General features: G+C 64.5%; 16 protein-coding genes. 3 read left to right on the top strand and 13 right to left on the bottom strand.

Going from position 1 to position 13,351, the window contains the following annotated elements; genetic code table 11:
• The first annotated feature begins 250 nt into the window (after positions 1-250).
• Positions 251-724 (top strand): hypothetical protein, encoded by a 474-nt coding sequence (locus GYH34_RS09870; protein ID WP_161913425.1) that lies wholly within the window; start codon positions 251-253, stop codon positions 722-724.
• Between the two features lie 175 nt (positions 725-899).
• On the opposite strand, the gene GYH34_RS09865 is transcribed toward GYH34_RS09870, so the two are convergent.
• From GYH34_RS09865 to glyA, 4 genes are all read right to left on the bottom strand, one after another.
• Positions 900-1,505 (bottom strand): riboflavin synthase, encoded by a 606-nt coding sequence (locus tag GYH34_RS09865; RefSeq protein WP_161913424.1) that lies wholly within the window; start codon positions 1,503-1,505, stop codon positions 900-902.
• On the bottom strand, positions 1,506-2,645 hold the full coding sequence (gene ribD / locus GYH34_RS09860; protein ID WP_161913423.1) for a bifunctional diaminohydroxyphosphoribosylaminopyrimidine deaminase/5-amino-6-(5-phosphoribosylamino)uracil reductase RibD: 1,140 nt from the start codon (positions 2,643-2,645) through the stop codon (positions 1,506-1,508).
• Entirely contained in the window at positions 2,642-3,151 is a 510-nt protein-coding gene (nrdR, locus tag GYH34_RS09855) for a transcriptional regulator NrdR (protein WP_161913422.1), read from the bottom strand. The genes ribD and nrdR overlap by 4 nt, the downstream gene beginning before the upstream one ends.
• A 190-nt stretch (positions 3,152-3,341) precedes the next feature.
• The gene (glyA, locus tag GYH34_RS09850; protein WP_161913421.1) at positions 3,342-4,616 is read right to left on the bottom strand and encodes a serine hydroxymethyltransferase; all 1,275 of its coding nucleotides are present in this window, start codon (positions 4,614-4,616) and stop codon (positions 3,342-3,344) included.
• A 402-nt stretch (positions 4,617-5,018) separates the two neighbouring features.
• Between glyA and GYH34_RS09845 the strand changes: the two genes are divergently transcribed.
• Together GYH34_RS09845 and GYH34_RS09840 are read left to right on the top strand one after the other, a co-directional pair.
• Positions 5,019-6,764, top strand: coding sequence for an alkaline phosphatase family protein (locus GYH34_RS09845; RefSeq protein WP_161913420.1), 1,746 nt, complete (start codon positions 5,019-5,021; stop codon positions 6,762-6,764).
• Between the two features lie 109 nt (positions 6,765-6,873).
• Positions 6,874-7,254, top strand: a complete 381-nt coding sequence (locus GYH34_RS09840) for a hypothetical protein (protein ID WP_161913419.1) — start codon at positions 6,874-6,876, stop codon at positions 7,252-7,254.
• Positions 7,255-7,263: 9 nt separating this feature from the next.
• On the opposite strand, the gene GYH34_RS09835 is transcribed toward GYH34_RS09840, so the two are convergent.
• The 9 genes from GYH34_RS09835 to GYH34_RS09795 form a co-directional block, all read right to left on the bottom strand.
• A complete protein-coding gene (locus GYH34_RS09835) occupies positions 7,264-7,647 on the bottom strand; it encodes a hypothetical protein (protein ID WP_161913418.1) in 384 nt (127 codons plus the stop codon).
• A gap of 107 nt (positions 7,648-7,754) precedes the next feature.
• On the bottom strand, positions 7,755-8,027 hold the full coding sequence (locus tag GYH34_RS09830; protein ID WP_348983887.1) for a type II toxin-antitoxin system RelE/ParE family toxin: 273 nt from the start codon (positions 8,025-8,027) through the stop codon (positions 7,755-7,757).
• Positions 8,024-8,305 carry a type II toxin-antitoxin system ParD family antitoxin gene (locus tag GYH34_RS09825; protein WP_161913417.1) on the bottom strand — a complete coding sequence of 94 codons (282 nt, stop codon included), beginning with the start codon at positions 8,303-8,305 and terminating at the stop codon, positions 8,024-8,026. Before GYH34_RS09825 ends, GYH34_RS09830 begins: the two co-directional genes overlap by 4 nt.
• A 57-nt stretch (positions 8,306-8,362) precedes the next feature.
• Positions 8,363-9,961 (bottom strand): peptide chain release factor 3, encoded by a 1,599-nt coding sequence (locus tag GYH34_RS09820; protein WP_161913416.1) that lies wholly within the window; start codon positions 9,959-9,961, stop codon positions 8,363-8,365.
• Between the two features lie 81 nt (positions 9,962-10,042).
• Positions 10,043-10,348 (bottom strand): helix-turn-helix domain-containing protein, encoded by a 306-nt coding sequence (locus GYH34_RS09815; protein WP_161913415.1) that lies wholly within the window; start codon positions 10,346-10,348, stop codon positions 10,043-10,045.
• Positions 10,341-10,652 (bottom strand): type II toxin-antitoxin system RelE/ParE family toxin, encoded by a 312-nt coding sequence (locus tag GYH34_RS09810; RefSeq protein WP_244635027.1) that lies wholly within the window; start codon positions 10,650-10,652, stop codon positions 10,341-10,343. The genes GYH34_RS09815 and GYH34_RS09810 overlap by 8 nt, the downstream gene beginning before the upstream one ends.
• 48 nt (positions 10,653-10,700) lie before the next feature.
• A complete protein-coding gene (locus GYH34_RS09805; RefSeq protein ID WP_161913413.1) occupies positions 10,701-11,291 on the bottom strand; it encodes a DUF3501 family protein in 591 nt (196 codons plus the stop codon).
• Positions 11,292-11,320: 29 nt separating this feature from the next.
• Positions 11,321-12,661, bottom strand: coding sequence for a heterodisulfide reductase-related iron-sulfur binding cluster (locus GYH34_RS09800; protein ID WP_161914969.1), 1,341 nt, complete (start codon positions 12,659-12,661; stop codon positions 11,321-11,323).
• A gap of 209 nt (positions 12,662-12,870) precedes the next feature.
• Positions 12,871-13,290: a rubrerythrin family protein gene (locus GYH34_RS09795; protein ID WP_018264950.1), complete on the bottom strand. Its 420-nt coding sequence runs from the start codon at positions 13,288-13,290 to the stop codon at positions 12,871-12,873.
• Positions 13,291-13,351: the final 61 nt, after the last annotated feature.

The raw sequence follows: 13,351 nt of genomic DNA, 5'->3' as shown, positions 1-13,351 counted from the left end.
CTCCCCGCTCTGCGGGAGAGGGATGCGGCGAGCGTCCCGCGACCTCTCTATGAAGCGCGCAACCTGCTCCCTCTCCCGCTTCGGCGGGGGAGGGTTGGGGAGGGGCGCGCGACGCTCTATGAAACGAAGCGGCGATGGATACACATTTTTTCGGGGAAAGCCTACAGCTCGCGAATGTCAGCGGACACATATTTGCGCCGATCGCTATCGGCCCGTAATCCGTTATTTTTCGACCGACGAGGAGGGGCGAATGTCTATCTCGAGTCCGTCTGAGACGGGAGCGCAGCACATCTCTTTGTCCGCTAAAGAGAGAGCCGACAACTCTATCGAGTTGGCGATACGAGCGTTCCGAGAGGGTTTTTGTGCGCGCGGAGCGGCATTTTTCAGCGTCGCGGAGCTCAAAATTTTTGTGTCTGCGCTTCGCGATTTTCCATTGATCGGAGTGCCATTTATATCTGGAGGATATTTTGATGACGCTGGCGATAAAATCGTTAGCGAGAATCTCTATATTTCTGTCTCTCAATTAAAGACATCAGGACTTTTGGTTATGAATGTCAGAGCGTTCACGCCACACCCTGAATATTGGAAAAAAGGACTAGGTTTTGGGGGTCACTGCAGCTATTTTCTCTATTATGAAGAATTGAAGAATTTTGCTGACGAGCTGGAGCGTCTCGTCGAAGAGGAATCCTCATACTTTAAATTCAGCAATTTCACCAACATTTGAAAATTACTGATCCACAGATCATCCACGTTTGAGCGCCGCTCGACGGTCTGCCCGATACGAAAAGACAATACAAATAAACTCAATAGCTTGTGATGTCTCAGGATGGACAAGCCCTGCCAGGACGGCGTTTGCAAGACGACGAAAACACCGTCGTCGCCAGCCGAGCGATGACGCCCTACTTCCCGGCCTCCGCCAGCCGCGCGGCGTATCTCGCCATCAGATCGACCTCGAGGTTGAGGCGGTCCCCTGCCCTGTAGCCGCCCCAGCTCGTCACCGCCAGCGTGTGCGGGATGATGAGAACGGAGAAGCGGTCGCCCTCCACCGCATTCACGGTGAGCGAGGTTCCATCCAGCGCCACGGAGCCCTTCTCGGCGATGAAGCGGGCGTAGTCATGCGGCGCCTCGATAGAGAAGCGCGACATGCCGTCGAAATCATCGCGCGAGACGATCGTCGCCACCCCGTCGACATGGCCGGTGACGATATGGCCGCCCAATTCGTCGCCGACCTTCAGCGAGCGCTCGAGATTTATGCGCCGCCCGACCGCCCATTCGCCGGCCGTGGTGCGCGCCAGGGTCTCGGCCGCGGCGTCCACCTCGAAGACAGTGCGGTCGCCCTCGCGGCGCAGCCCGACCGCCGTCAGGCAAGGGCCGGAACAAGCAATGGAAGCGCCGAGGGCGATGCTCTCCAGCGGATAGGCGCAGGCGATGGCGATGCGGCGCAATTCGCCGCGCGTCTCCACGGAGAGAATTTCGCCGACGTCGGTGACGAGGCCCGTGAACATCTATGCGATCCTCTCGTAGCGTGTCATGCGATCGACGCCGAGCATGGCCGTATCGGCGAGGCGATAGCGGCTCTCATCCTCGAGAATGGCGCGCGCCGTCGCCGTGAGCGCGAGCCGGCCCTGACGGCCCAGTGGCTTCAGCCCGGTATGGAGGACGACATCATCGGCGAGCGAAGCGACGAGCAGGCTTTCGGCGACGCGTGGGCCGCCCTCGCTGAAGACCCGCGTGATTCCGCGCCGCGCCAGCTCGCCCAGCGCCTCGCTCAGAGCGAGACGGCCGGCGGCGTCCACGCCGGCGCGCGCGACCTCCATTCCGGTGGCGGCGGCGAAATCCTGCGCCTCGGATTCGGCGACGCCCTCCCCGACGATGACCAAAGTCGGCGTCTCGCGCGCTGTGGCGGCGAGGCGGGAGCTGCGCGACAGGCGCAGCCGCGAGTCCAGCACCACGCGCAGCGGCTTGAAGGCCTCGAGGCCGGGAAGGCGCACGGTGAGCAGCGGATCATCGACCGAGGCGGTGCCATAGCCGATCATGATCGCGCTGTGCAGCGCGCGCTCGATATGGGTGACGCTATCGGCGAGCGCGCCGGTGATGAAGAGGCGCGGATCATGCTCCGCCCCGGCGGCGTAGCCGTCCGCCGTCTGCGCGAGCTTCAGAGTGACCATGGGCCGGCTCTGCGTCACGCGCAATATATGGCCGAGATGATCGGCCCGGGCCTCACGCGCGCGCACGCCGGTCGTCACTTCCACGCCGGCCTCGCGCAGCCGGGCGTGGCCGCGACCGGCGACGCGATCGTCCGGGTCCTCGAGCGCGGAGACGACGCGGGCGATTCCAGAGGCGATGATCGTGTCCACGCAGGGCGGCGTCGCGCCGTGATGGGAGCATGGCTCCAGAGTGGCGTAGAGCGTCGCGCCCCGCGCGGCCTCGCCGGCGGCGGCCACGGCGACCGCCTCGGCGTGCGGGCGCCCGCCCAGCGCGGTATAGCCGCGCGCGATGACGACGCCGTCCTTGACGATGATCGCGCCAACGGCGGGATTAGGCCCGGTGCGACCGAGATTGCGCCGGCCGATCGCCAGCGCCGCCGCCATGAAGGCGTCGTCCAAAAGCTCCAGAGACTCGGATTGCGGCTTCGTCGCGGTCATCTCCCGCCCGGCGCGGTTTCGGGGTCCACCACCGTATCCGCGCGCTGCTCCCCCTCGCTATGCGACAATTCGTCGATCAGCGCGTGAAAATCGCCGACCTCGCGAAAATCGCGATAGACGGAGGCGAAACGCACATAGGCCACGTCATCGAGCGTTTTGAGGCCCTGAATCACCAATTCGCCGATCTGCGTGCTCTCGACCTCCGTATCGCCGGAGCTCTCGAGCTGGCGCACGACGCCATTGACCATGCGCTCGACGCGCTCGGGATCGATGGGCCGCTTGCGCAGCGCGATTTCCAACGAGCGCATCAGCTTATCGCGATCGAAAGGCACGCGGCGGCCCGATTTCTTCACCACGATCAGCTCGCGCAGTTGCACGCGCTCGAAAGTGGTGAAACGGCCGCCGCAGCCGGGACAGACGCGCCGACGCCGGATCGAGGAGGAATCCTCGGCCGGCCGGGAGTCTTTCACCTGCGTGTCGGGCGAGCCGCAATAGGGACAGCGCATGGACTCACCTTACCGCCGATGCTGCCGCGAAGGACGCTCTTCCCTCTCCCCGCTTGCGGGGAAAGGGTCAGTGTGAGGGGCTCGGGGCGTGAGCCAAAACGGGAAAAGCCCCCCCCCCCCCCGGCCCTCATCCTAGCCTTCTCCCCGCGAGCGGGGAGAAGGGACGGCGGCGCCCAGCGGGAAGCCCCGATCAATAGATCGGGAACTTCGCCGTCAGCGCGTGGACCTTCTCCTTCACCGCGGCTTCGGTCGCGGCGTTGTCCGCCTCGCCCTTGGCGGCGAGACCGTCCAGCACCTCGACGATATAGCCGCCGACCAGCTTGAACTCAGCCGTGCCGAAGCCGCGCGAGGTGGCGGCCGGCGAGCCGAGACGGATGCCGGAGGTGACGAAGGGCTTCTCCGGATCGAAGGGGATGCCGTTCTTGTTGCAGGTGATGTGCGAGCGGCCGAGCGCGGCTTCCGCGGCCTTGCCGGTCAGCTTCTTCGGACGCAGATCGACCAGCATCAGATGATTGTCGGTGCCGCCGGAGACGATGGCGAGGCCGGCGTCGACCAGCGTCTGCGCCAGCGTCTGGGCGTTGTCCTTCACCTGCTGCTGATAGGCCTTGAACTCGGGCTTCAGCGCCTCGCCGAAGGCGGCCGCCTTGCCGGCGATGACATGCATCAGCGGGCCGCCCTGCAGGCCCGGGAAGACCGCCGAATTGATCTTCTTGGCGATCTCTTCGTCATTGGTCAGCACCATGCCGCCGCGCGGGCCGCGCAGCGTCTTATGCGTGGTGGTGGTGACGACATGGGCGTGCGGGAAGGGCGAGGGATGCAGGCCCGCCGCCACCAGACCGGCAAAATGCGCCATATCGACCATGAAATAGGCGCCGACGCTATCCGCGATCTTGCGGAAGGCCTCGAAGTCCCAGATGCGCGAATAGCCGGAGCCGCCCGCGATGATGATCTTCGGCTTGTGCTCGGCGGCGAGCGCCGCGACCTGCTCCATGTCGATGCGCTGATCGTCCTTGCGCACCGTATAGGGAACCGGCTTGAACCATTTGCCGGAGAGATTGACCGGCGAGCCATGGGTCAGATGGCCGCCGGCGGCGAGATCGAGGCCCATGAAGGAATCGCCCGGCGTCGCCAGAGCGAGGAAGACCGACTGATTGGCCTGGCTGCCGGAATTGGGCTGGACATTGGCGAATCCGCAGCCGAACAGCTGCTTGGCGCGCTCGATCGCCAGATTCTCGGCGATGTCGACGAACTGGCAGCCGCCATAATAGCGCTTGCCCGGATAGCCTTCGGCATATTTGTTGGTGAGGACGGAGCCCTGCGCTTCCAGAACCGCCTTGGACACGATGTTCTCGGAGGCGATGAGCTCGATCTCGTCGCGCTGACGGCCGAGCTCGAGGCCGATGGCCTTGGCGAGATCAGGGTCCGAATCGGCGAGCGAGGCAGTGAAGAAAGCGGATTGGCTCATTTAGCATCCTCTATCGAGACAAGGCGCGGCAAGTGACGGCGGCTCCCGGCTCGCCCGCGCCTTCGGGCGGAGCCGTTCGCGGGAAGCGAGGTTTCGCTCGGGGACGCCGGAAACGGCGATCCCGAAACGGCCTCGAGCTCCCGTTTTCAGCGCAAGATTCTCTCGGCCGTCCGAAATCCGGCCGCAGAAGGCGCGCTCGCGCATCGGTGTGAGGGTTCGCTTATCACGCTCTCGCAGGGACGAAAAGAGGCGCAGCAGACGCGGGGACGGAGATTGTCGCGGCGCCGGCCAATTCGCTCCCGTTTCCGGCGCGTCGCGGGCGCTCGAAGCGTCGCCGCGACCGTCATCGACCGGATATGTCGCCTCGCTAGCATCCGCCCCGCCAAATTAGGAGGCTACAAAATGTTTCTGAAAAACTCGATCGGCGGCCTCGCGGCCCTCGCCTGCGCGGCGTCGGCTACTCCCGCCAGCTCAGAATCTCTGCACGAATTCAAACATATCGTTGTCGTTTATCAGGAGAACCACAGCTTCGACAATCTGTTCGGCCTGTGGGGCGCTGTGAATGGAGAGCCGGTGCAGGGACTGCCCTTCGCCGACGCCGCGCACACCGAGCAGGTCCGCGCCGACGGAACCACCGCCTATAGCTGCCTGCTGCAGAACGATGTGAATCTCGCCTCGCCCTCGCCGCTGGCGACGAGCTGCACGGATGCGACCGGCGCGACCTCCTTCGTCAGCGCCTTCCAGAACAAGCCCTTCGAGATCGACGATTATATCGCCGCGAGCGACAAGACCTGTCCGGCGCCGGGCGTCTCCGCCTCGAATGGCGTGCTGAAGAATGCCGCCGGCGCCCTCACCGGCGGCTGCACGCGCGATCTCGTGCATCGCTATTACAGCGAGCAGTTCCAGATCAATGGCGGCAAGCAGAATCGCTATGTGACGGGCAGCGACGCCGCCGGCCTGTCGATGGGCTATTACGACACCACCAAGCTGCCGATCTATGCCGCGCTCCACAAGCATGGCGCGCCGCATTACGTCATCGCCGATCATTTCTTCCAATCGGCCTTCGGCGGCTCCTTCCTCAATCACCAATGGCTCGTCGCCGCGGCGACTCCGGTCTTCGCCAATGCGCTCAATGACGCCAGCGCGAACGACCTCCATTCCGTGGTCGACGCCAACGGCATGCCCGCGAGCACAGCGCTCTACGCGAATCTGCTCGGCTCTTCCGCCAAGGACTCATCGCTCACCGCCTCCTGCAACCCGCCCGCGGGACGTCCGGCGACGCCGGCGAATGTCGTCTGCGGAGATTTCGCGGTCAACACGACCCAGCCCTATTATCAGCCTTACGCGCCCGGGACCGTGGATGCGAAGCGCCTGCCGCCGCTCGAGAATCCGACGATCGGCGAGCGCCTCTCCGCGCGCGGGGTCGACTGGGCCTGGTATTCGGGCGGCTGGTCCAACGCCAATGGCGACATAGGCGCGCCCGGCTGGACCAATGGAAACGGGACAAGCTGCGCCGATCCGAATGCGATGGCGACGGCGACCTTTCCGAACTGCCCGGACAAGCTGTTCCAGTTCCACCATCAGCCGTTCAACTATTTCAAGGCCTATGCTCCGGGAACGGCGGCGCGCCGCGATCATTTGCGCGACGAGGCCGAGTTCGTTCAGCTCGCCCAGACCGGCCGGCTCAAGCCCGTCAGCTTCGTGAAGCTGATCGGCGCGGAGAACGAGCATCCCGGCTACGCCAGCGAGGCGGACGGCAGCTCGCATCTCGTCGATCTGATCGCCTCCATCGTCAACGGCCCGGACGGCCGCGAGACGCTCATCATCGTCACCTATGACGAGTTCGGCGGCTCCTGGGACCATGTGCCGCCGCCGCCCTATCAGAGCGAGCATGTGGCCGAAAGAGAGCACCATCACGGCCACAGCCATCACGCCGGCGGCGGCGCGCATGATCGCTGGGGTCCCGGCACGCGCATTCCGGCGCTGCTGATTTCCAAGCGCTTCGATCGCTCCGGGGTGGACCACGCGAATTACGACACGACCTCGATCCTGAAGCTGATCGAGGAGCGCTACCATCTCGCCCCGCTCGGCTCGCGCGACGCCGAAGTTCGCAGCCTAACGCGGGCGTTGGACGCCGCCGAGCGCTGAGCGCCGCGCCCGACGAAACGGCCCCGCGCGAGCGGGGCCGCTTTCGTTGCGGGCCTCGCATTCTGTCGCGAAAGTCGCGTCGAACTTTTCAGAGCCGCGCGATCATGCGATGAAGCCTGCGGCGCCGGCCCGTTCGCCCGCGCCGCAGAAGGGGCTCGCCAAGATGAATTCCTCCAGCTCCGGTCGGCGCGCGACGCTCGCCTGCATCGGCTCGCTTCTCACGCTCCTGTCGGGAGCGGCGGTCGCGCAGGACGCCGATTTCTCGCAATTGCCGATCTATCGGGAGTTTCGCGACCAGCTCGCCGCCCAAGGATGGAGGCCGGACGCCGGCTTCGGCCTCAAGCTCCCCTCCGGCAAGCCGCTCTATCGCTTTCCCGAGGTGCTGTGCGGGCCGAAAATCTGCCACGCGCGCTGGGTCCGCTCGGGAACGGAAAAGATCGTCACGCTGATCCGCGGCGATCTCACCGAGGAATATCGGGTCTCGCCCTGACGCGCCGGCTCACTGCCGCGCCGGCGCGGCGGTCTGCGTCGCGAGAACGCCCACCAGCCGCTCCACGAGATCGCCCGCGACCGCCGAGGGAAGCGCGAAGGCGAGCCGATTGCCGTCCGGCGAGACGAGCGTCAGCAGAAGATTGTCGCCGAGCATCTCCCGATGCACCGCGATCGACTCGACCGGCGTCGCCAACACCGCCTCGACTTCGCCGCTGGCCGGCTGGCGCTCGGCGAGGCCCTTCTCGCGCAGCGCCAGGGCGGAGCGGGTCAAGTCGAGAATATCGGCGGCGGTGAGGACGATTTTGGCCGTCACGCCATCGTCGCCTTTCCGGCTGAGAATGAAATCCTCGCCGATCGGATCGAGAATGAGGCCGGACGACGCCTCGGACATGGGTCGATGCTCCTTTGCTCTTGCGATCGGGCAGCATAGGCGAAGGCGAAGGGATTGTCTCGCTTGGCCGTGGCGAGGGTCGTCAGGCCAGAGCGGCCTCCCAGTCCTTACCGCCGTAGAACAGGGATAGTGACGCTCTCTTCCTCGACGAAAAAGGCGATCGTCACGCGCCGCTCGAAACCGACCACACGAAGTCCAGGCCGCAGATCATCTCTGCGACGCCCTCTTTCGGACGCCATGTCGAAACCTCGGCAATAGGTTTCGAGCCGGCCAATATAAGCGAGCGCGACGTCCGAGCCCGCCCTTTCTTCTATCCAATCATAAATCTGCAGAATGTCGTCGCGCGCTTCTGGCGAGAAAACGATCCCTCGCCGTCTCAACCGCGATCCTTCGATCGAAGCGCATGACGCGCCCGCACCTCGTCGAATACCGAGTCGATGGCGATGGCGCGGTCCGGCTCGGCGCGCATGGCGTCATAAACGGGCGCGACGTCTTCCCGTAGCCATCGCTCGACGGCGGCGTCCCGCTCCTGCAAGGCGGAAAGCGCCGCGCGGATCACATCGCTCTCCGAAGCATAGTCTCCGGCGGAGACCTTCGCCTCGATGAAGGCCAAATTCTCGGTCGGCAGGCTGAAGCTCCGCTTTTCGACATTCGCCATCCGCGCTCTCCTCGCGAAAACTGTAACACGATCGCGTCACAGGCGACAGGGAGCCGCTCACCCCTTCCCCGCCCCGCCCTTCTGATAATCCTTCACATCCGAGAACACGATGGACGAATGCCGCTCCGCGTCATAGCGCAGCTGGAACTCGCTCGACGACATGAACACCGGCGCGCCGTCTATATCCTCCGCCATGGAGGAGCCGTGCGATTCGATGAAGCTCTTCAGCGCGATCGGATCATTCGAGGTTATCCAGCGGCATATGCCGAAGCGCGAGGTCTCGTATTTCGTCTCCAGCCCATATTCGGCCTCGAGCCGCGTCGCCAGCACATCGAGCTGCAGCGCGCCGACGACGCCGACCAGCGCGCCGGAGCCGTCATTGGGCAGGAAGAGCTGCACCACGCCCTCCTCGGCGAGCTGGCGCAGCGCCTCGCGCAGCTTCTTGGCCTTCATCGCGTCGGAGATGACGATGCGGCGCAGAATTTCCGGCGCGAAGCTCGGCACGCCGCGGAAGGAAATCTCCTCGCCCTCGGTGAGCGTGTCGCCGATGCGCAATATGCCGTGATTGGGGATGCCCACCACATCTCCCGCAAAGGCTTCATCGGCGATGGAGCGGTCGCGCGCGAAGAAGAATTGCGGCGCATTGAGCGAGATGGTCTTGCCCGTGCGCACGATCTTCGCTTTCATGCCGCGCGAGAGCTTGCCCGAGCAGACGCGCATGAAGGCGATGCGGTCGCGATGGTTCGGGTCCATATTCGCCTGGATCTTGAACACGAAGCCGGCCATCTTCGGCTCCTTGGCCTCGACATGGCGCTTGTCGGCGTCCTGCCCGCGCGGCGAGGGCGCATATTCGGCCATTGCGTCGATGAGATCGCGCACGCCGAAATTACGCAGCGCGCTGCCGAAGAACACCGGCGTCAAATGCCCCTCGCGAAACGCCGCGAGCTCGAATGTCTTGCAGCCTTCCTCGGCGAGCATCGCTTCCTCGAGCCACGCATCCGCCTCATGCGCCGGCAGCAGCGCGAGCAGCGCCGGATCGTCGAGGCCGGAGACCACCATCGGCTCGGTGTCGGCGTCGATCTTGCGCACCGACTTCGTGGCGAAGCAGTAGGTGCCGGCGAAGCTCCGGCCGGAGCCGATCGGCCAAGTCACCGGCGCCGTGTCGAGCGCCAACGTCTTCTCGATCTCGTCGAGCAGCGAGAAAGGATCGCGCCCCTCGCGATCGAGCTTGTTGATGAAGGTGACGATGGGAATATCGCGCAGCCGGCACACTTCGAACAGCTTGCGCGTGCGCGCCTCTATGCCCTTGGCGGCGTCGATCACCATCACCGCCGCATCCACGGCGGAGAGCGTGCGATAGGTGTCTTCCGAAAAGTCCTCATGGCCCGGCGTGTCGAGCAGGTTGAAGACGCAATCGCCATATTCGAAGGTCATCACCGAGGTGACGACGGAAATGCCGCGCTCGCGTTCTATGCTCATCCAATCGGAGCGCGTCTGCTGGGCGTTGCGCTTGGCCTTCACCGCGCCGGCGAGCTGAATCGCGCCGCCGAACAGCAGAAGCTTTTCGGTCAGCGTGGTCTTGCCCGCGTCCGGGTGGGAGATGATGGCGAAGGTGCGCCGTCGCGAGACGGGGTCGCTCGGCTGTGGGCTGGTCAAGGCTGAGGCTCGCTGGAAAGTGGCGGGTTCGCCACGCCCTTTAAGGGCAATCGGCGGATAAGGCCAGCTTTCCGTGCCGCCTCACGCCGCCAGCTCGCGCAAGACCTCCGGCCGCCGCTCGGCGATCTTGTAGAGCGTCACCGCAGCCGCGGAAGGCTTACGCCGGCCCTGCTCCCAATCCTGCAAGGTCCGCACGGACACGCCCAAAAGAGCGGCGAAGGCCGCCTGCGACAGGCCGGAGGCGAGCCTCGCGTGTGCGAATTGCAGGATTTCGCGATTGTGGACCCGCGCCTTAGCGCCAGCCTTCATTTCTCGCACCGATGCGAGCAACTCCGCGCCGATGTCGATCGCCTTCGCGCGCTCGGCGGATTTCGGAGCGTCAGCCATCGTCGAGTTCCTTCTTGATCTCACGGAGGACATTCGCGGGAATATTGTCCCGCACCGATTTGGGATAGACCAGCAGCAGCCAAACCTCTCCATTCGCCAGCCGATTGAAATAAATCACCCGAACGCCGCCGCGCTTGCCGCGTCCGACACTACCCCAGCGAATTTTTCTCAGGCCTCCAGAACCAGGAACGACATCGCCGGCCTCGGGGTTCGACGCGATGAAGTCGATGAACGCGGTCCGATCGCCATCTTCCCAGCACTGAGCGGCGAGCCGTGCAAAAGTGGGGGTTTCAATGACGGTCAACACGGGGACGATATACGGCGAAGCCGTATAGGCGTCAAGGCCCGGACATCACGCGAAATCCCCCGCGAGCTCCGCCCGCACCGCCTCTGGCATCACCGCGATATGCCCATAATTTTGATGGGTGAAGCCGATCAGCGCGCGCGCTCCCGGCTCGCGAAAAGCCGCGACCTGCGCGTCGGTGAAGGGAAAATGCACGAATTGCACGGCGGAGGCCTTGCCGTCCTCTCTGGTGCGGTCCTGGTCCGCTTCGGCCATGCCGGCGATGCGCTCGCCGCCCAATTCGATGAAGGCGGTCTCCTCGATCGCGCCCAGCGTGTCCAGCACGCGCTTTCTGCGCAGCGGGTCGTCGATCTCGATCATGAAGGTGGCGACCAATTCGCGGCCTTTGGGGATCAGCGGCGCATAGGCGGCGATCTCGCTCGGCGCCTGCTCGAGCGTCCCCTTCTCTATGTGGATCATCTCCTGGATCTGCAGCCAGATCGTCTCGAAATCCTCGAAATAAAAGGTCACGAAAGGCCCGACCTCGACGCGGCGATTGCGCTTGCGCGCGGCGATGCGGCGGCGGCTCTCGACGCGGATCTTCGCATATTCGTCCGGTGGAAGAAGATCGGCGACGGTGATGTGGTGCTTCTGCGCCATTGATCGCTCCAGCTGTGGGGACGCCCGCGTCACTTCACCCCATAGGCCCGCGCGAGAATCTCGATCGGATGGGCGAGAAGCTCGGGCTTTTTCGCCTCCGCGTCCAGCCGCTCCATGCCCTGCACGATATGCGGGCCGGAGAGCGGACATTCGGAGACGATATAGGCTTTGCCGGAGGATTGCGCCTGCCGCGCCACCGGCTTGCCGACCTTCAGCGCCGTCTCGAAATTCGCCGTCTTATAGCCCCAGGCGCCGCCATGGCCGGAACAGCGCTCGATGACCGCGACATCCGCCTGCGGGATGAGACCGAGCAGCTCGGCGCCCTTCCGCCCGATATTCTGCGCGCGCGAATGGCAGGAAACATGAAAAGCGACGCCGCCCTCGATCGGCGACAGCCCTTGGGCCAGCCCCTCCTTGCGAGCGATTCCGACGACATATTCGCTGAGATCATAGGTGGAGGCGGCGAGGCGCTTCACTTTTGGATCATCGGTGACGATCAACGGCCATTCGAATTTCAGCATCAGCGCGCAGGAGGGAACCAGCGCGATAATGTCATAGCCCTTGTCGATCCAAGGCTCGAAGGCGGCGGCCACTTGCTTCGCGGAGGCCGCGACCTCGCCGATGAGCCCCTGCTCCAGCAGCGGCATTCCACAGCAATGCGGATGGAGAATCTCCGTCTCGACGCCATTTTTGGCGAGCACGGCGCGCGCCGCGAGTCCGACGCCGGGATCATTATATTCGCCGAAGCAGGTGGCGTAGATCACCGCCTTGCGGCCGAAGCCCGGCGCCTCGCTGTTCACCTCGACCGGCGTCTCCTTCGCGAGCGCCTCCAAGCTCTGCTTCGAATATTTCGGCAGCACGGCCTCGTGATGCAGGCCGGCGAGTTTCTCCAGCGCATTGCGCGCGGCGTGGTGCGCGCAGTCGGTCGCCCAATTGGCGAGCGGCGCGAGCTTCGTCGCCAATGCGCCATTGCGGTCGGTCTCGGCGAGCTGGCGATCCGCGAAACCGACGCCATTCTTCTTCGCCTCGACGGCGCGATAGCGCAGCATCAGATGCGGAAAGTCGAGATCGAACTCATGCGGCGGCACATAGGGGCATTTGGTCAGAAAGCACATGTCGCAGAGCGTGCAGGCGTCCACGACCTTCTTGAAATCGGCGCTGGCGACAGTCTCGATCTCGCCTTTCGCCGACTCGTCGACGAGATCGAACAGGCGTGGAAAGGAATCGCAGAGATTGAAGCAGCGCCTGCAGCCGTGGCAAATATCCAGCACGCGGCGCATTTCGGCGTCGAGCTTCGCCTCGTCGTAGAAATCTGGATTTTCCCAATCCAATGGACGCCGGAAGGGCGCCTCGAGCCCGCCTTCTCTCATCGCTTCCATGCCCTGGTCGAATTATTCCGATCGGCTCACGCGTTTTCTCCCTCTCTCCGCGCGGGGAGAGGGCCGGGGTGAGGGGCTCTGGGCGTGAGCCATAGACGGAAAACGCCCCCGGCCCCTCATCCTCACCTTCTCCCCGCAGGCGGGGAGAAGGAAGGCGGCGAAGGCCGCGCGAAGGATCAGCGGGAAATCGGGTCGCGCGCTTACTTCAGCTCGTCGAGCGCCTTCTGGAAGCGGCCGGCGTGCGAGCGCTCGGCCTTGGCCAGCGTCTCGAACCAATCGGCGATCTCCTCGAAGCCCTCCTCGCGGGCCGAGCGCGCGAAGCCCGGATACATATCCGTATATTCATGCGTCTCGCCGGCGACGGCGGCCTTCAGATTGTCCTCGGTCTTGCCGATCGGCAGACCGGTCGCAGGGTCGCCCACCACCTCGAGAAATTCGAGATGGCCATGCGCATGGCCCGTCTCACCCTCGGCGGTGGAGCGAAACACGGTCGCGACGTCATTATGGCCTTCGATATCGGCCTTTTGAGCGAAATAGAGATAGCGGCGGTTCGCCTGAGACTCGCCGGCAAACGCATCCTTCAGATTCTGTTCGGTCTTGGTGCCCTTGAGCGTAGCCATGACTAAAGCTCCTTGGATGTACTCTCATGGGGACGCCCGCTGTCCCGACGGCCAGTCGGAA

It is taken from the genome of Methylosinus sp. C49 (genome assembly GCF_009936375.1).
Classification (GTDB): Bacteria; Pseudomonadota; Alphaproteobacteria; order Rhizobiales; family Beijerinckiaceae; genus Methylosinus.
This window is presented reverse-complemented; position numbering and strand designations above follow the sequence as displayed.

What these genes read in the sequence shown, in the direction of transcription:
- GYH34_RS09870 (WP_161913425.1), top strand. Translation starts at nt 251, where the DNA reads ATGTCTATCTCGAGTCCGTCTGAGACGGGAGCGCAGCACATCTCTTTG.
- GYH34_RS09865 (WP_161913424.1), bottom strand. Translation starts at nt 1,505, where the DNA reads ATGTTCACGGGCCTCGTCACCGACGTCGGCGAAATTCTCTCCGTGGAG.
- ribD (WP_161913423.1), bottom strand. Translation starts at nt 2,645, where the DNA reads ATGACCGCGACGAAGCCGCAATCCGAGTCTCTGGAGCTTTTGGACGAC.
- nrdR (WP_161913422.1), bottom strand. Translation starts at nt 3,151, where the DNA reads ATGCGCTGTCCCTATTGCGGCTCGCCCGACACGCAGGTGAAAGACTCC.
- glyA (WP_161913421.1), bottom strand. Translation starts at nt 4,616, where the DNA reads ATGAGCCAATCCGCTTTCTTCACTGCCTCGCTCGCCGATTCGGACCCT.
- GYH34_RS09845 (WP_161913420.1), top strand. Translation starts at nt 5,019, where the DNA reads ATGTTTCTGAAAAACTCGATCGGCGGCCTCGCGGCCCTCGCCTGCGCG.
- GYH34_RS09840 (WP_161913419.1), top strand. Translation starts at nt 6,874, where the DNA reads ATGAAGCCTGCGGCGCCGGCCCGTTCGCCCGCGCCGCAGAAGGGGCTC.
- GYH34_RS09835 (WP_161913418.1), bottom strand. Translation starts at nt 7,647, where the DNA reads ATGTCCGAGGCGTCGTCCGGCCTCATTCTCGATCCGATCGGCGAGGAT.
- GYH34_RS09825 (WP_161913417.1), bottom strand. Translation starts at nt 8,305, where the DNA reads ATGGCGAATGTCGAAAAGCGGAGCTTCAGCCTGCCGACCGAGAATTTG.
- GYH34_RS09815 (WP_161913415.1), bottom strand. Translation starts at nt 10,348, where the DNA reads ATGGCTGACGCTCCGAAATCCGCCGAGCGCGCGAAGGCGATCGACATC.
- GYH34_RS09805 (WP_161913413.1), bottom strand. Translation starts at nt 11,291, where the DNA reads ATGGCGCAGAAGCACCACATCACCGTCGCCGATCTTCTTCCACCGGAC.
- GYH34_RS09800 (WP_161914969.1), bottom strand. Translation starts at nt 12,661, where the DNA reads ATGAGAGAAGGCGGGCTCGAGGCGCCCTTCCGGCGTCCATTGGATTGG.
- GYH34_RS09795 (WP_018264950.1), bottom strand. Translation starts at nt 13,290, where the DNA reads ATGGCTACGCTCAAGGGCACCAAGACCGAACAGAATCTGAAGGATGCG.